Genomic DNA, 19,086 nt, shown 5'->3' with positions numbered 1-19,086 from the left:
ATTTGGAATAAATTCGGAAAGCTGCCACTCCAGTTGCCGAACCGGATGATTTAGTCTACTGTAAAAAATTGTCCACTTTACCATCCCTATTTACTGATGCAGTAATTTATAGTGGGTCCATCTAGTTCCTTTCCATTTGTTTAATAGTCATTAAGATATGTTCTAATGTACTTTGCTCATCATCGCTAATTTTTACTACCCCCAATTTTGGATGATTGTCTAACTGCGGTTCTTTAATTAATGCTAATTCTAATGCTTTTTGAGCATATTCCTTTGCTGCTTCATTCTTATTTAGTTTTATAGATATTTTTGCCAAAACAGAATAATATCTAAATATGTCATCATTAAGGGATAATGACCCACCATTTTCTTTAAACTCATCTACAAGAAGACTATACATCTCCGAGAACTTACTAGATTGTTCTGTTTTTACAATAGTTTCCGCCAGCTTTATATCACCAATGCCGCTTGACCCACCTCTCCCGTTTTTTCGATAAAAAGAAACACTTTGACGGTAATTTAATTCCGACTCAATGTATTTTTTTTCAGTAAAATAGTAATCTCCTAATTGTTCATAGGCAAACATTACGTGAGAGATTTCATTGGGGTATTCGCTAATTACCCGTCCCATTAATTTACATCCTTCAATTTGCTTATCTTGATCTTTAGAATCAAGAAGGTAACTTGCTTTTATTCTAAGGTACTGCGCTTTGTTATAAGGGTCTCTTGACCTCTTTAACTTGCTCTCAAATAACATTTGGGTTTCGACATCCCAGTCGTCACCTCTAAACCATTCTTTTTCTCTCATATTTTTTATTTTTGTGGACCTATGTAATCTTTTCTTTGAACATCCATCTTCTGCACTACAGTTTTTGATACTACTGTTTTTGTCCCAGTTATCACTACTGCCTTTTGCCCATTTTGTTGTGACACTTCATTTTGAGCCCTGAGTTGTTTAGAATCGGATAGTTTTTTTGTATCTTTTACTTCAACAGTTGCCCCATTTTCTATTATTGCATCAGGTATTGTGGTAACCTGTTTGCCAGTTTTAGGATCAGTGACAGTTATAGGAGTAGTATTCTTTTTTAGTCCTTCTTCGGTCAAAACTTTCTTTTCAGATAGGCCCCCTTTTTCAGCATTCAATTTTAACTGTTCTGCCTTTGATAGCGCAACTCCCGCGCCTTTAACTTTAACCGGCACAGGAGCCATTGATTGTTTAAGAGTTTCCAGCCTCGGTTTATCTTCTTTTAAATCACTACTCATGCTTTTACCAGACACGAACTCAACAATAGGAGTTAATGGGTTCAAATTGTTATTAATCCATCTTACCCCATCCATAAATGACTCCTTGTCAAAGGTAAACCAACAACATGCCTGTCCTTCATTTCCTAACTTATCGCTATAAGTAATCGGATTATTATACATTGAAGCGTAAGGAGAAATACTTTCATAGCCATCTGTTACTGGATCGATCTGCCACCATCTACCAACTTGACCATCCAATTCTCTAAACTGAGCATCATAAATTTCGATCTGGAGATCATTTTCCTTCTCAATACCATTATACTTGAGTTTATTTTCTGGATTTCCGATTGCTAGCGCCTTAGAAGATATCCCCACCATCGTCAGCCCAAACGGATAATAATGCGTTTCCTCCAAAATAGCACCTCTCACATGGGTCACCTGCAAATTATCAAAGAACACATCGATATTCGGTGTCTCATTACTGACGTAAATATACAGATATCCATTCTTATCCACAGGCATACCAGTTTTTGTATGCGTGGTATAGCTGTCATCGCTTCCCACGATCTGTGAACCTGAACTGGATGATACCAGCTTAAATTGCTCATCAAATAGTACCCAATTCACAAATGCTTTTGGCTTGCCCGATACTGGTGTTTGTGAACCCAGGAACGAACTGGTTCCCGCATTTAATATACTTCCGCCTTGCAGCGCTCCGGCAGTAGCACCGTGCCCTCCAGCCAGCGAACCTACGCTGGTAGTTAGCGCCGTCAATAGATCGGCAAGGGGATCTACGGGCGTTCCCGGGCTGGCACCATTCTTTTTATACCAGCTATTCACGGTCAAACTGAACTGATCGCCTGCCATTACTTTCAGCACTATTGCCGGTCCTATTTTATTGCCGGAACCATTGACTTTGGCTACGGCGGCATTGCCGGCTGGCGTATTTGCTGGATAATCTACGGGCAGTGTAGTAATGCGGGTAGCAGGAAGATTGCTGTAGAATGCTTCTTCCGTGGTTGCAGTGGCCGTTTCCATGGTTGCCGCCGGGTACATATCTGTTTGTTCTTCTTCGGTTAATACCATCCTTACATTGCCAAGATGGTCTTTTTCAAAGTAATCATACTGGAACGTATTGTCTGATGCACGGTACCTTATACGGCCTTCTTCCTGTGTAATGAACTGTAAGGTGTCGTTTTGATAGACCGAAGCACCTACATAAAGGGTTGTTGTTGTCCTGACCGGGCTTACGGTACTGTCTTCTGTTATTTTCTTTAATTTATTGCCCCAGGCATCATAAGTATAGCGGATATTTCCCTTACCCAAGACATGAATAACCGCCGTTAGGTTCAAATGATTGTAAGTAATACTGCTGATCGCTTTATTATTATCGAGTGACAGGTTACCATTATCGTCATAGCCATAGTCAACGGTCGTATTGTTATTAATTTCTTTAAAGTCTCCCAGTTGAGTATTAGCATCATTGGCCTTGTCTGTCACATAACTCAGTTTATTACTACTGGACTCATATCCATATACCAGGCTATCAAGAATGGCTGAAGAGGCCAGTTTGAGACCATGTTGCGTCATGTTCAGGATATTGCCGTTTCTATCATAACTCATGCTGCTTACACTAAAATCCACCAGCGCAGTTTTATTAAAAGAAGCAGAGGTGTATTGATTGAAGTCGGCCTTCAGCAACCGGTTGACCGCATCATAACTAAAATCATATTTACGTTTCTCTCCGTCTCCTTTGCTTTTCCAGACCATGCCTGCAATATTCCCGTTGTATTGCGCATTGGAATAGGACTGGTTACCAACAATACCATTATTGGTTTTATCATAACCAAGGTCAAAGCCAAAATAATTATTACTATGCTCATCCTTAGCATATCTCCTGTTCATTCCCAGCATCCAGCCACGAATATTATAATCATAGGAAAGACTGTCAAGCCCTGCGCCACTGTTATACGCAGGAGCCAGTTTTTTCTTCTTTAACTGACCGAGCGCATCATACTCATTTAACAATAACTGCTTCTCCACACCGCCTTTCCAGGAGCCATCAAAATAACTATACGGTTTCTTTTTTACTGTAGATAATCTCCCAAGGTCATCATATTCCATTGCCGTCCTCACAAAATCAATCCGGTCAACAGTCAGGTCTTTAATACTGGACACTGTTTGCAATAATACCTTACCGGAAAAATCGTACTGCGTGGTGGTCATGTCTTTTGCGCCGGTAATATTATCACTGATTGTTTGAATGACCCTTTGCCGGTCATCATAATAGGTGATCCCGTAGAGATATGTGCCAGTCCCAAGTACTTTTGTCTTTGTACCTGTTATCATTCCCACCGTTGCAAAACTTTGTGTGACAGCCTGTGCATAGGGATAACTGTTTGATGGTGTTAATAAATGATCTCCGTAATCATTACTTTTTGAAGCAGAAAACGGATTGCCATTAACCGATAACCAATCATAATCATCATAAAATGTCCTCGTCAACTCCTCTGTGGTATAAGAACCCAGGTTTGGATATGCTGTGCTTGAAGCGGCTGCCGAGGCATGATAGGCAAGGTTATTATAATTTGTATTATCTGTTATCAGTCCTGTAACCACAGGCCTATTCAATTCATCATATTGCATATACATCCATTGATGAGCAGCGCGCATATTGGCATCCTGGCTCATCACCAGCCGGTCTCTTGCATCGTAGACCATCCATGTTTCACCGGCACCGGGCACTTTTTTACGGATCATCTTATTATGCAAATCATATTCATACCGGAAGCATTGCTCATTCAAAATGGCATTGCTCAATGCAGTCATAGACCAGCTATTTTCCAACAATAACTGGACACCTTGCGGCTGTACGACAGCCCTTAATCTCGCTATATCATCATACAGGTAATAAGTACATAACCATCCCTGGTACCCAGCACCTGTGCCTGCATCGGCAGTTGCGGTCAATTGAACTTTTTTTAAAATAAGACTGCCATTCTTGTCTTTAAACTCAACCACCTGTTTACCATGTTCGTCAACAATCACACTCTTATTCAATTTGCCAGGAGAATAAAAACCTGGACTTGAATAGGCTCCAAAGTCATTAACCACATCGGTAACATTCCATATCCGAATGCTATCGGTAGTCGTGTTCAGCCAATAATTTGTGTGTACACCACGGGATGTCCCTACCCAATTATTACCCGGGCTCATTTCCTTTACAGACCGGTTCAAAGGAGATCCATCAAATTCCGTTTTTCCGTAATAATAAGTTTCACCAGGATACTGCGCTTTACTAAAAACCGAATCCTGTTGAAAAGGATTTAGTTTAAACAGCCCGTCAGTGATTGAAGTATTACCTCCTGTATTGTTAGCGCCAAAAGGTAAATATTTATACTGTTCCCTATCAAATTGATCATACAAGTTTGGCGATACCAGATCAGTAGCTGCGCCTCCGGTTATCAGGGAACCCTGCCTGATGACTGTTTGAATAGGTCTGCCCAGTCCATCCAGGTATTGCGTGGTTTGTCTTACATCCTGCATGCCTTTTAGCAGTAATTGATTGGGATCTGTCATTGGTGCCAACGCATCGTAGGTGCGGACATAGTTGATGGGTGCCGTGCCACTATAGGCTGCAGGCATAGGTTGCTGTGCCAGCAAGGGTTGAACACCGGGTACCGACCCAACAATGATACAGTATAAACAAAATTTGAAAAAGGATCTTTTCATAGCAGATTGTTTTTAGTTGCCCGTCAGCAACGCTACTTTTTTTCTTTTATACAATAGGAATTTGTCTATGCCCAATACTGGCAAGTATAGTGGATCACGGGTATATTCGATCCGCTGCAACCGCGGTTGCAAAGAATCCGGTTGGCCTTGGGCACGCACGGCAGAGCTAAGTTCATTCAAATGCACATTGATTGCATAGATGCTATCTCTTTGCCCATTTCTCAACTGCAGGGTATCACGCATACGTTGGGTGAGCGCTTGTGCCGCAGCATCAGGACTACCCGTCTGCGCAATTGCGTGGTAGCTACAGCTGATACAAATCACTAACATGAAAAAAAACTGTTTCATAATATTTTACGCTTTACATTTCAATAGGACATCCAAAGGGATTACGTTCAGTCCAGGTATAGGTTGAATAGGTATTGTTGCTAAACTTATATGCATATACATGCACATATTTTTGTGTTGCCGGATCAAAATAACAATCGATCTCCACCTCAACACCTGTTTCACAAACGCCTCCCACACATTTTTTGTTATTGCCTGAACAGTTGCCACTATTGCACACAGAAGGGAGTGGGCATGCCGTAGTGTTATACCCATTGCTCACCCAACGGAGCTCATTATAAGTGCTACTACAGGTTTCCAGGTCACGTTCTTCTTTTTCCTGGTAACCGGTGTTTTCACTGCTTCCATTCACTACGCAGCGCAGGTTACCAGTAGCTGTCCAGCTAGCAGGCTTGGGGCAAACGCTACAGTTTTGATCCACAACAACCCAACGAAGTTCGTTGTAGGTAGAGCTACAGGGATTAAGGTCTTTTTGTTCCCTTTCTCTATCCCCGGTATTTACTCCGCTTACTGCTTTACAACGGATCGCAGTAACCGTGTTCTGCCAATCAGCAGGAGCAGGACAACTGCCACTTACCCCATCCGATACCCATCGGGTTGTGTTGTAGGTGGCGCTATATGGATTATTGTCCCTCTCCTGGTGTTCCTGTATATTGGAAAAGTAAGCTTCGTCTGCGGGGCAGGTTTGACAGCGGGTGGAACCGGTGGATTGCCAAAGAACAGTTGTATTGACTACACAATCCTCCGGTTGACCTGCATAATTATAACAGATCCGCTTAATAACATTTCTGTCAGCGTCTTTTATTAGGTTCAACCGACCGGCGCCATCGTACTGGTAATAGGCAATTTGGTTATTCATATCGCACTGGCTTGTCATGCCCACCAATGGATCATAGGTAAAAGTAACGGCCTGTGCATTTTTAGGATAAAGCCGGAGCTCATCAATAGATCCAGTACCCGAAATAGTTACAGAACTGGAACCGGTTATCTCATGCGTATAAAGCGTCCAACCTCCCTTGTTGGTCGATGCCGTACCGCTACCGCTATTAACAGTAGATGTTCCGCTTGCATTTTTTTTCCAATAGGAAACGATATAAATACTTCCGGTTGACAGACCCGATAACGTAATATTACCATTCGGGAGACTATAGTATTTATTTCCGGTGGGGCTTAAATTATCGTTGGATGCTGTTCCAGTAAAATTCCAGCGGCCTTTTGCATCTGCTTCAAAGGACGTATATGCTACAGCTCCGGTATCTGCATTGATGAATTTGGCGATAGCATAATTGTGATTATAATCCCATAAAAAACACAACGAATCGCCAGCAGAGGTTTTGTAGGCAATAATGTTACCAAGTGTATCATAAGCCTTATAGATAAGTTCTGCTCGTAGAGAATTACCAAACACCGAAGTAAATACCTGCGCAGGTTGTATGGTAAGGTTGTTCCATTTTTTATAGGTCACCTGTTTTTTGGATAATTCCGCATTACTATTGGTCACATTAATACTCTTTTCTTCTAGCACAGGTGTAACCATATTGGCCGTAACCATTTCATTGTAGACATTGGGTGGATTACCTGATGCAGCGGCCAGATCGAACGAGTATTTATTCTCTTTTCTTTCCAGTTGATTTTTACTGTTTAGAGTTTCCGTGGTTGTTGGATAAGCATAAGAAGGATTGTTATAATAAAAGTTTGAAGAAACAATACTCGAATCTGTGCCAGCAGGGTTAAAATTAATTTCTTCTGTTTTAGACAAATAAGTTATTGCTGAAATAGTAAAATATTGCTTTATGGAGAAAACACCGGGATAGGTCTTATCCTCTCCCACAGTAAAATGTAATAATGTCTCGGGCTTTGTCATACTGATCTGCATATTGGGGATCACCGTTTGGTTACTCGCGCAACTATCCCCATCAAGAAAACACCATTGTCCAAAAGGAGTAGTATAATAATTTTTAGTTTTGTGGACATTGATGTAGCTGGTAGTTCCCATATCATATTTCTGATCTGCCTGTTCGAGCAATTGTCCCTGGAAACTTCCCGCATTGCCTACAACCCCTACACTTATCCCTACATCTCCGGCCCCTCCAGAATATTTATAAATCGTCCTTCCATTTGATTTATCGGTGCTACTGGTTTCAACTACCTGCCGATAACCAATTGCATTGTCCAGGCCATTTCCAAAAGGTGGCGTAGAGGAAGAAGAAAATACATTATAACCACATTCCTCCACTCCATTTAATTCATTTACGGTATAAGTCTGGTATAAACTATAGTACTCTTTCTCAAAGTCCTGTAGTATAATTGAACTTTTAGCCGTATCATTTATCCAGTTGTAAGAGTAATATTTCGAAAAGGCCAACTCACCGGGAGCTATATAACTTTTTATTGATTTTAATCTTAATCCCCCGATAAGTATTTTATTTGAAGTAACAGAAGTGATCACCGGCTTTTTCCAATGAATATTGATATAACCATGATCGGTAGAGACTGGCCGGTTTATTTTTAATTTGTAATAAGTAGCCCGGGGCAGTTGGTTTAAAAAACTGAATGAGCCACTGCTGGTGTTTATATTAAAAAATGATTGATCATCTGCATCGTTCATAATATAGCCTGTAATGTCCTCATCCACATTGGTGTTGTAGAACTGCCAGTCCGTACTTATATCTGCTGCTCCTGAATCAAGATAGAATCTTGTGTATGCAATGTTTGCACCTATTGAAGCTTCTAATGCCACGCTGGTATCTTTGTTTTGATAAGTGACTACATCTTCTGTTCTCCAGTCTGCATGTGGCTCATATTCGAATGCTGAACTTCCGCCGGTCGGATAGACGATCTTATTAAGTGTTCCTGATTGCATATAGGCGAAATCAGGATTCCGGTCGGCTCCGTAGGTTTTACCGAACAAAGGAATGGGTGGGATCAATCCGGTATTAGCGGTTTTCCCATTATAGTAACCCCAGTGATCCTGTGCAAACGAGAAAGTCGCTGGTAAGTTATAGGTTTCATTGTAATAAAACTGATGTGGGGGCAGGCTATCTTCTCTAACACTGAGTAATTTAAGACGTGGTGCCGATGGATAAGAAAAATAATTATAGGATAATTGCCAGGTCCTTTTTAATGTCGATCCAAAATATTCTTTTACATATTCCAGCGCATTACCGGCATCCATACCCAAATGTTTTAGATCAAGCCTTGGAGAAGATGAATAAGTAAACTCAATTTTAATGTTATTGTTAGATGTGATCCGTTTTATGCGCACTCCTATAATCCTTTCAAAGCGGGTACATTTACGATCAAGATAACCCAAGTCAGTACAGGCATTGGCAAGTTGTTTTTTATATTCCGTCTCCGAATAATTTTTGGCAATCTCATACGTGTAATTTTCGTATTCATAAACGATACTTCTATTATCTACACCCTCTACCTTCGAGAGATACCAGGCCGTTGTGACACAAACATCATTTTCACGGGGACTTTCTACGCCTGCCGAGCAGGTTGTATAAATACTATCACATCCTTCCAGTACGGTGAAATAATACTTGCTTCCTTTATCATCGGTAATCCTGAACCCGGTTCCTCCATATTGTTCAATTTTAAAATTCGGGTTGGCCGGTATCAGGCGGGGAACGCCGGTTCTATCATAAACAAATTTCCCTGAATAGCCAGCAAACTTATAGTAATAAATATCTTTTTCCAGGTCACGGTTATTATTAACCAGATCCTTGGCAAATAAATAATCGGCAGTGGTTCCCGACTCCAACGGCAGTGTAAGAGTTGGGTTAAAAGTATTTGATGGAAAATAGGGAGGATTATTCAATTCGTCGGGTAACCCGAGTACCGACCTTGTAATTGCCCCACCAGCAGATAGGGACCAACCCAGCCCCACATTCGTAGCCACCTGATCCACCCGTACTCCACTCGCATCATAATCGAGGGAAATACTACTGCTGATACTTCCATTATTTAATGCGGATAAGGGAACCGAGATCTGTGGTAGACCAGAAAAAAGAGCTGTTGGCACGTTTCCGTATTTTCCTATCGCCGTTGCTTCTGGCGAAGGAGGAATAATCTTCGGGTAGTCAACGGGGCTATTGGTTTGACTAAAAGAAACGGTTGCCTGCAAAAATGCAAGTAGCAATAATGTAAAGAGTTTTCTCATATTTTGGTCTATGATGGCTTGTGAAAAAAATCTAAAACTGATATCCTATCCTGAAAACAATTGGCTGTGTCCGTGGTACTTGGTCGTAACTCAGCATGTCCCAAAGCAATTGCAGCTTTGTTTTCTTAAACAACTTTGTCTTCAATGAAATTACCTTGCTCACACCGATCAGTCCACTCTGCTGCCAGGCGCTATGCTGCTGCAATTGTGCGATGCTGTTGAAGGCTGCTTTATAGTTCTGCTCATAACCGCCACTTAACCAAAAACTGCCTTTTATCTTCCAGTCGATGAACGAGCGCAAACCGAGGCCTTGATGTGATACGCGCAGGTGGTTCCAGCCTGAACCCAGCCCAAGTTTATAGCTGGCCCCGATGCCAATGATGGAGCGGTCGTTAAGTTTATACCCAAGCGATAGCCCGAGATCTGTGGTTACGGGGAAAAAGTTAGTTGCCTTTTGCGATTGCATATTGGTTCCATATTCCAGCCGTTGCAGAAAGCTTTTCTTTTTCTGATCGTTGGGCCTAAATCCTTCGGGTAGTATATCGTCGCTACTATTACCGCCCATTTTACTGAGTTTGTTCTTCAACTGGCTGAGCTGCGATTGGGCGGATTGCATGTTTTGCTGAAACTGTGCCTGTGCATTGGAACCACCAGCGGCGATCTGTTGCTGGATCAGTCCGTTTACCTGGGCACGGGTTTGTAGTCCGGCAAGGCTGGCGGCCGAGGGAGGGTTATCTGGATCGGGCAAGCGGAATAAACTTGCCAGTTCGCTATGCTTGCGCATGAATTTCTGGAAGAGATTTGTTTTACTTAAAAGCTCGATCGCTTTTTTCTCCGCTTTTTTATGATCCTTTAATAAGGCTTTGAATTCATTCAATTGCTCACTGTAGTAATAGACCTGTTTGTTGATCTTTTTTAGTTCCTTGGCAAAGCCAAATTGAGTGAGCTGATCTTTGAGGTATTGCCTGCGCTCTTTTAAGTATTTCTTGATGGCTTCGGCTTGTTGGAATTTGTCTTTAAGGCCATCCATTTTTTCGGTGGCCTGCTTGAGTTTTTCCTTAGCATTTTTCGCAGCTGATAACAATTGAGGGTTCTGCTCCAAAAATTTCAGTGAGGAAGCAAGCGTATCCAAAGAGGGGATATACTGTTTTGCACCAGTAAGATTTTTGTTCAGCTTCTCTTTGGCCGGTCCAAATATTTCGTTGGCCTTGAGGGTATCTATCTTTTGCAGCTTCCGCCTCATGCGGTCTTCCTGCTTTTGTAATTGTTGTAATGCTTTTGTTGTTTGTTTGTCCAGTTTCTTTTCTAACCTGTCGGCAGTGGAACTGAGCTGGTCAACATATTGGAGGGATACCCTGGTTGTACTGCTATCCTGACTAAAGGCGATAAAGCTTGCAGCAATAAATGCGAGGCATAATAAAGCATGGCGGCTCCTCATGTACAGTAAGCGTTGGTGGTGATGTTCGTTTGGTAAATAAAACTGCTCTATTTATTTGACACGACAAATAAATTATTCCACAATTTTTATCTGTTTTACATTTATTAAGTGCAAACTCTTAAATAATGCACTTAAAATGCGTAAACGCCAATTTGACACCCGTGTTTACACGGGTGAAGCATCAAAAGAAGCAGTCTTTTAGCGTGGACGATTTGGAGATGCTCATGCCGATTTTTTATTGCAAATTTCCAATAGATGATTAATTTTTCTACATTGGTTTTAACGTTTCTCGAAAAGTACAAGTGATTTATAGATTTTAGGTTGCCTATCCCATAGGCCATGCTATGTTCTTTGTTATGCGTATTCATTTTTAAGGAATGGTATCATACGTTTAACTTAAACTCTATAATAATGAAATTACAACAAGAACTCTATTCGCCCAGTCTCCTGGACGACAACCTTCCAACTGGCAAAACACTCATTTACTCACCTAAATATGGATTACAGGAAGTAGAATTCACCATAATTGATGGGCTGGCCATATTGGAAGGTGATATCGTTTTGGGAACGCTCGAAGAAATCGAAAAACGGAATGATGTAGTTAGCCAACTTAGCACTGACAAAAGACGGAACATAAGGGCAATACGTGCCATGGGATTTGCTAATAGATTATGGCCGGGTGGAATTGTCTACTACAAGATAGATCCGGCACTGCCCAATCCTTCACGTGTCAATGAAGCAATAGGACATTGGAAAGGGAAAACGGCACTTATTTTTATTGATATGGAAAAAGACCCCAGCAGGGCTGCCAAGAATTTTATCTTGTTCAAGGTTGCCGTAGGCTGCCATTCAATGATAGGCATGGTTGGTGGACGACAAATTATTGGCCTGGACGAAGGCTGTGGTATTGGACAGGTTATCCATGAAATTGGCCACGCCGTTGGGCTTTGGCACGAGCAATCTAGGCACGACCGCGATGATTACGTTGACTACTTTCCCCAAAATGTAATAGATGGAATGCAGCGCAATTTCCTGAAAGCCGACCTTACGGGCTTTGATCTGGGGCCTTATGATTATTATTCGATTATGCACTATGGAGAGCTGTTTTTTTCTAAAGATGACATATTGAAAACGTTGCAGCCCAAGCAAAAAGGAGTAGAAATAGGTCAACGCATTGAGCTGAGCAGATTAGACGTACTGGCAATTAATTCCATGTACCCAGAACCTTTAACCGATCTGTGTATTATAAGGGGCGATAACAATGGCATAAAACCCCCTGAAGATTTTACCAGGATAGAGGTTGATCTGAGAAGGGGAAGCGGGGGGGATTATGTTTACCTATGCTTTGCCAAAAGGGATAGTGATGCTAATGCCATTACCGATATCAGGGTAGTATCAGACAAAGAAGCAAAAGACTTGGCGAATAAGGGTTATGCCAAGCATGAAGTAAAATACGATTTATTTATCTGCTATAAGAAAGCCCCAAAAACGCAAAGGATCGTAAAGATAATGAACGTCGATGTGCTGATTGGCAAAGCTTCTGAACCCAATTATCAAAAGGGCTTTATTAAGGTTGATAAAAATTTGAACGAGGGGAATGGCGGTAATTATATATATCTTTCCTATCAATTGGACGTTAAGGTACCTATTACCGATATCAAATTGGTAGAAGGAGTTATTCCAGAGGGCTACCATAAACTTCATATCAATCTCCATCCAGTTAGTGAGAAAACACGATACCTCTGCTTTAAAAAGGATTTTGACGCCAAACCAATCTTTAGCTTGGTCAAATATTTCCAGTTGGACCCGAATGATGGTCTACCACCTAGTGTAAACGGACATTCTAATAGGTGCGAAACCATGTTCAGGGAGGAACCCGATTATGCAAGAAGCTATTTGTATTTTAGTGTTGACAGATTAGAAAAAGGTACTGATTGCATTTATGATATTTATGTTTCCAATGACAGTCAACGTGAACCCGGACAATTTTTTGAGCCGGTTAAAGATATAAATGCCAAAACAAGATCAATGTTCCTTTATTGCAAGAAAGAAATGTTCGTTTAAAATAATTGCTTAACGGGCTACCATTTGGTAGCCTGTACTATTATGTTCATCAGAATTAAACATTTGCTTTTGCATACTTTTTTTGTTGTTAGGAATTTCTGATATTGTCGATCTATGACTGTTGATAATATAGAAGACCTAAGTTCCCAGTATGCCGATTTCGATTTCAATAAGGCATCTTTGTTTGAAACACCTATTGGAAAAGAAACCTTACAGCACCAATTGAACTTTCTTCTCAAGAAAGTAGATGGTTCTACCGCTTCTGCCAAATATATTATGGAGGTTCACAAAGCCATTGAAAACCTTGCCAGTAGCTTTTTCGATATAGACATGACCATCAAGCTCATTGAGTTCGCCCATCCAAAGATCAAGTCCTTCAAAATGACGAGGGTTGATCGGGGCGAATATCTCCAATACCATTTTGAAAACTATTATTTCAGGTTGCCAAAGATCAAGGATCAGGCCCTACAGTTGCTTAACGTGGTCTTCAGGATGGGGCACAAACAATCACCTACCCTTGAAAAGCATGTGTTAAAGAATGAGAAGGTGATACAGGGAAATTTTACAGCTTTCATACTATACTTAGAGGACGCTTTTAAAAGCATAATTGATCTTAGGCATACCATAGCACATAGGGCCAATGTATCAGGCTCTGATATTGCCATGATCACTTCGTATCAGTTTACAGCATATGATAAGGAAATATACGAACTCAATGTAAAATCGCTGGTTTCAAAAACAATTAAGTTGAAGTTTAACCAGGGACGCATCAAGCAATGTATTATTGCCTTACTGTTGATGTTGGAAGCCGATTATAATCAGGTCAAGGCATCGTTAGGCTAACTCCTTACAATTTTACCCTATTTAGTTCGACTGCTTTCTGAAGGCTATTACGGTTTGTACCAATAAAAAGGAGATGCACAAACGCAGCAATAGACTGACCAGGTGGCTACCAAAATTGAGGTGTACGTTCGGGTATTGCCTGTAATCGAATATGTTACTTAACGAGTGGGCAGGGTTAAACAGTTGGGGAATGGCAAAGGCAAATTTTCCAAGATTATCAACGTAGCCATTTAGCGTACCGCCGTTAAGGTGGAATAGGTGCAGGGAAAAACTGGCCACAATAAACAGATAGCCCACAAGTGTAATGGCAACTGCCAAATAAATAGGGCGGAACCAATCGGTACCGAATTTGTTGGAAAGGTTAAAGGTAAGCAGCAGGCGCTCCTGATGATAGAAAGGTTTGGTTGCCTGCAATTCTTTTAACTGGTACTTATGCTCCAATGCCCTGAAATGTGCGGTAAGGCCTTTATCGCTCGATTTTTCTGCCGCCTTGCGCATTTGCTTGAAAATATCGTGGAGCTGGTTGTTTCTTGTGTTGGTCAGGATAGTGTTTCGGGCATATTCTGCTTCAAGTATGTTAAGGTTGCGTTCGTCGAACCACTTTACCGCAGAGAATTTCAGATCACTTATGTTGCTGTGCACAATGTCTACGCTGGTGTGCCTGTTCAGGTCAGAAATAGAAAGATCTGCTGCGCCAAGGTTACTGTTTGTTACCTTGAATTTCGCCGGAAATATTGGCTTATAGTTTGAAAAAATGATATTGCCATAGTTGATCAGCCTATCAATTTCCACATTGATTATACCGGTAAAATCTATATTTAGGGTACCCCCTTGCAAAGTTCCCATGAGTTTCAAATTATGTGCTTTCGATCCATTAATATTCAGCATACCCTTGTTGACCGGTGAAAGAATTATGCTCAGCAGTTCTAACTTTGTGTTGATTTCAATATTAAGACTGTATTCTATAATATTATTATCGAAAAAAACCTTTGGAAAAAAATTGGGTGTTCCATTTCCCTTTTGCAAGATCTTGTCTGTTGAAGTAGGTGATATACCGGCTATAAGCCCCTCTTTTTTAAAGATATTATTAGAAATGATGTAATGTCCGTTAAATAACTGACTGATTTTAATGTTGCAGCTATCTATAACATTTGAGTGGATCTCTATTCTTCCATCTGGTTCTTCGAAATTCACCTTTTCAGAAAGTTGAAAATCAGTGATGGTGTTGCCTGATATTAAAATCTCTCCGCAATCAATCTCCTTCACATCTAAAAGATCAATTGTATTGTGTGAAATCAATGTGTTTTTTAAAACCTTTGCTTCACGGATGGTCAGTGTGTTTATTTTGCATTTAACGATGCGTAGAAAGTCTGTTTGACGTAAGACCATGCCCAATACGTCTATTTCGCTCTCCTCAATCCAGACCGATCCCTTTACCTCTCCAGCAATTCCCAATAGACCTTTTATTTTACATCTGCTAAAATACAAGCTCGGGACAATATGGGTGATGTCAAATTTATGTTGCTCGTCTCTAATATCTATATTCAGAGATGTTAGATCTTTTTCGAAAACACAATCTATAAAAGATAACTTGTTGGCAACAAAGACGGGCTTAAGAATAACACTGTTCCTGAACAGACAATTTATAAAAATCAGATTTGAAAACTCTGCCCCCTCCATGTTAAAGAAACTGGTGTCGTCAAATATACGGTCAGCAAATTCCAGCGTTCCATTTGCTTCAAAGTACTTTGACTTGGTTTGTTCAGGCGTAATTAATGTCCGGTTACTTTCCATATGTTTTTTAGGCGGCCCTTACTGAAGTCTTTTGGGCTTGGTGGTTAATTTGTGTTGTTTGGTGGTTCTGTTTACCTGTTAGCTAAATCTACAAAAAAGAACCTTATTATGATAAAACCGTACTTAATTAGATTGCTTCCTAAAGGCAATAACGGCCTGGACTAACAAGTAGGCAATAGCAAAACGCTGCAGTATATCGATAAAGTGAATAACGAAACTGAAACGGATCTGGCTGTATTGAACAGGATCGAATATCGCCCCCAAAATATGCGTGGGATTAAATAGTTGTGGCAGCACAAAAATATAGTTTGCCAAGTTCTTTATTAATGTCAAAAGGGAATTCCCAAAGCCCCGTCCAGCAGGAAAAGAAAAACTGGCAATGATCAGTATGTAGCTTATGAGTGTTGCTGCAATGGCCAGCAGAATTGGTTTGGTCCAGTTTGCACCAAAGTCATTTGTCCTGTTTAGGCTTAGCAGCATTCGCTCCCTGTTAAATGCGGAAACAGTTTCTTTAAGTATACGGTATCTTAACCGGTTCTCCATACTCCTGAAATGCACTGTCATTTCTTTTTCTTCGCTCTTTTGCGCTGCATTTTTTAGCTGTTTGTATACTTCGTGGTCGTAATTTATTTTTTTGTCATTTTTATAAAAACCTGGGTATCTTTCTATATTTTCTCTAAAGGGTGTATAATCAGAATGACTGTTAAGTAATTTTTCACTAAACCATGTTACCGATGAAAATTGAATTTCACTCAGATTGCTGTGTCTTATTTCCATTTCAGTACCCCTGCTGAAATCACACAAAGAAAAATGGGTTTTTCCTAAATTACTGTATAAAATAGAAAAAGTTGATTTTTCCAATGGAGCATAATTTGAAAATTTTATATTCCCATAATTCAATAGCTCTTTAATGATCACATTCTTGGACAACAACAAATCTACAATTAACGTTCCACCTTGGTGAACGCCAGATATAGTAAGCCGTTCACATGACAATTGGGGAATGGTAATGGCCCCCTTACTAGAAGGCGCAATTTTTAAAGAGAAGCGCTCAAATGGCAACGGTGAGCTTATATCAAGAGTGGTTTCAACTACATTGTCTTCAAAAAAGAATTTTGGCCGGAAGATTTCTTTGTAATGTGCCTGGTATAAATTTTCTCTTTCCCTTTTAGAAACCGAATGCCTGAAAAACATTTTATAGCAATTAATTTCTGATTTGCCTTTGACTGTGTTGTTCTTCAGGAAATAATACCCTTTATAATATGGACTAATCGAAAAATAAAAATGTTGTACGGTATTGGCTCCGATATAATATCTGCCGGTATCACTTTTACCAACTTCTAATCCTGAAGTATAAAAGTATTTTATGTCATTTCTTGACATATTGACCAAATTGCAGATGAGACCCTCTATATCAAACATATCTACCTTATTTTCATTAATATTTAGGTAAAGGCCTATCTCACTGCGTTGTATAAATAATTCTGAAATGTTGCATTGTAATATAAAAACCGATTTTTCAGTCTTTAGCCGTTCTATGGAGAGTGTGTTTATTTGGGTGCCCATTATTTCAATATTTGAAACCATTTTTCCACCTATCTGCAGTTCATCTGCTATGGTGCATTTATTGAAATGTATATTTGGGCTGGTCGTTCTGAAAAACGGATAACTATCGGTAAAATTCAACTCTCTAAGTCTTACACTCTGCTTGAAAGTGCAACCTATAAATACAATACCCTGGCTAAATTCGCGTCTTTCCAGTAAAAAGTCTTTTTCGAAGACGCAGTTTTTAAACACTAGATAAGTATATGCATGTTCACTTTCACTGAAAACGGTGCTTTCTTGAAAAGTAAAACCGACAAACTGAGGAACAAACACCTGCGAATTGGCCAAGGCCTCTTCCACATTCTCCCGCAAATCAATTTTTTTTTCCATTTTATTCATATCATTTATCCCATGCCTTTATAGTAAATAAACTATTAGCGTAACAAATTCCATTTCTTGTTCATTATCTTGATCGGTGGTTAAATCAGTATAGTAGTTTAATGGGTTAATACTAAATTCTTGCTTTAAGCTAAATCTACAAAAAAATAAATCCATTGCAAATGGGGGGTAAGCCCCCTTCAATAGTCCCTTATCTTCTTTATCATCTCTTCCAGTGCGGCAATGGCAATTTCCTTGTCGCGGGTTTCGGTGTCGTAGCTCTTGGTGCGTACGCTCTGCCAGCTTATGTCTTTTTTCTTTTGGGTAGACAGGTAGGGGACAATGGCCTTGAACACCGCATTGAGCGAACGGGCCACCACTACCTTGGCCTCGTCTGCGGCACGCAGTACCACGGCTATCTGATCGGCACTGAGCGAACATACCACCTTGAAGTTGTGCAGCTCCGTCTGTTTTTCGTTCAACGGTTTTATCCCTTCCATCTTCTGTTCCAGGTACTGCATTTCATTCTCCATGTATTCGCACAGGTATTCCTTTAGCCCTGGGTAGTGCGGATCGTAGATCATCTTCCTGCTTACCCTTTTCTGCTGCATGTCCTTGTACTCCAAACGCAGCCAGCCCAGCTTTTCTTCTTTCGTAGCCAAATGCTCCAGCACCATATCTACCTGTTTGGTAAAGTAGGCTATGCTGGCCTTGTTGTTCAGGTTGCGGAATATGAGCATTTCCCGCATCAGAGCTTCGGAGGCATGGTGGGTAGGCAGGTCATCTACCAGTTTCCTGTGGTACTGCGCCTCACGTATGGTCATGTCCTGCTGTTTGTCTATGCGCTCAATAAAAAGGATGAGCGCACCATGTACCACATTGAGCAGGCTGTTATGGCTGGTGTTGAACATTTCCTGTTGCAGTGCTTCCCATTTTTCCATAATCTGCCTCTTGATCTTGATGAGCCGTACCTGTGGTACCCGAAGCTCACGGTTTAGGTAGCTGGCAAAATGCTGCTCGAAGAAAAGCAGCAGGCCTTCCAGTTTGTTCAGCATAAAAACCAGCAGGTCGTTAAGGCCTGTTGCCTCTATATGGGGGTGGCTGCGGTTCTGGTGTACCCTGTTCATCATCACTATGAGCATATCGTGGTACTTGTTCACCAACAGCGCAAGCTTGCTGCTCTTGCGTTCGGCAAAGAACAATTCCTTGAGCTGGTTCTCTACCCGTTCTATTTCCTGGGTAATAAGGGCCGACATGACTTCCGTCTCTTGCCTGCTAATTGCACCCGGATATACCAGTGCCGGGTTAAGGTCATAGGCACATAGCTTGTCCAGCCAGTCGTAAACGTAGATTTTCTCCATAGGGGTACAGTTCTAATTGGTTCATCTATGGCATTGGCCCCACATATACCCCAATGACAAAAAAAGCGCAGCAAGATAAATTGCCTGCTGTTGTATAGGATAAGATAAAGGGAGGTAGAAGGACAAGAAGCCTTTACGCCCCATAAGTTCGTTCGCAGTTAATTTAGTTGTTG

Annotated in this window: 10 protein-coding genes; 2 read left to right on the top strand and 8 right to left on the bottom strand. The window is 40.8% G+C overall.

All coding sequences use genetic code 11. From position 1 onward, the window contains the following. Window positions 1–121: 121 nt before the first annotated feature. The 5 genes from JHD79_RS10790 to JHD79_RS10770 are packed head-to-tail and all read right to left on the bottom strand — an operon-like array spanning window position 122 to window position 10,928. Window positions 122–808, bottom strand: coding sequence for a hypothetical protein (locus JHD79_RS10790; protein WP_199119245.1), 687 nt, complete (start codon window positions 806–808; stop codon window positions 122–124). 5 nt (window positions 809–813) lie between these two features. Beyond that, entirely contained in the window at window positions 814–4,977 is a 4,164-nt protein-coding gene (locus JHD79_RS10785; RefSeq protein WP_199119244.1) for a DUF6443 domain-containing protein, read from the bottom strand. 12 nt (window positions 4,978–4,989) lie between these two features. Then, window positions 4,990–5,307 carry a hypothetical protein gene (locus tag JHD79_RS10780; RefSeq protein ID WP_199119243.1) on the bottom strand — a complete coding sequence of 106 codons (318 nt, stop codon included), beginning with the start codon at window positions 5,305–5,307 and terminating at the stop codon, window positions 4,990–4,992. A gap of 31 nt (window positions 5,308–5,338) precedes the next feature. Then, window positions 5,339–9,490, bottom strand: a complete 4,152-nt coding sequence (locus tag JHD79_RS10775) for a hypothetical protein (RefSeq protein ID WP_199119242.1) — start codon at window positions 9,488–9,490, stop codon at window positions 5,339–5,341. A 31-nt stretch (window positions 9,491–9,521) separates the two neighbouring features. Further along, window positions 9,522–10,928 (bottom strand): hypothetical protein, encoded by a 1,407-nt coding sequence (locus JHD79_RS10770; RefSeq protein WP_199119241.1) that lies wholly within the window; start codon window positions 10,926–10,928, stop codon window positions 9,522–9,524. 411 nt (window positions 10,929–11,339) lie between these two features. On the opposite strand from JHD79_RS10770, the gene JHD79_RS10765 reads away from it, so the two are divergent. Beyond that, window positions 11,340–12,992, top strand: a complete 1,653-nt coding sequence (locus tag JHD79_RS10765) for a M12 family metallopeptidase (RefSeq protein ID WP_199119240.1) — start codon at window positions 11,340–11,342, stop codon at window positions 12,990–12,992. Between the two features lie 114 nt (window positions 12,993–13,106). Beyond that, window positions 13,107–13,835: a Cthe_2314 family HEPN domain-containing protein gene (locus JHD79_RS10760; protein ID WP_199119239.1), complete on the top strand. Its 729-nt coding sequence runs from the start codon at window positions 13,107–13,109 to the stop codon at window positions 13,833–13,835. A 21-nt stretch (window positions 13,836–13,856) separates the two neighbouring features. On the opposite strand, the gene JHD79_RS10755 is transcribed toward JHD79_RS10760, so the two are convergent. The 3 genes from JHD79_RS10755 to JHD79_RS10745 form a co-directional block, all read right to left on the bottom strand. Continuing rightward, a complete protein-coding gene (locus JHD79_RS10755) occupies window positions 13,857–15,629 on the bottom strand; it encodes a hypothetical protein (protein ID WP_199119238.1) in 1,773 nt (590 codons plus the stop codon). Between the two features lie 123 nt (window positions 15,630–15,752). Then, entirely contained in the window at window positions 15,753–17,564 is a 1,812-nt protein-coding gene (locus JHD79_RS10750) for a hypothetical protein (RefSeq protein WP_199119237.1), read from the bottom strand. 188 nt (window positions 17,565–17,752) lie between these two features. Further along, the gene (locus tag JHD79_RS10745) at window positions 17,753–18,913 is read right to left on the bottom strand and encodes a hypothetical protein (RefSeq protein ID WP_199119236.1); all 1,161 of its coding nucleotides are present in this window, start codon (window positions 18,911–18,913) and stop codon (window positions 17,753–17,755) included. Between the last annotated feature and the right edge of the window lie 173 nt (window positions 18,914–19,086).

The sequence above is a fragment of the Pedobacter sp. ASV28 genome (genome assembly GCF_016428855.1).
Taxonomy (GTDB): Bacteria; Bacteroidota; Bacteroidia; order Sphingobacteriales; family Sphingobacteriaceae; genus Pedobacter.
This window is presented reverse-complemented; position numbering and strand designations above follow the sequence as displayed.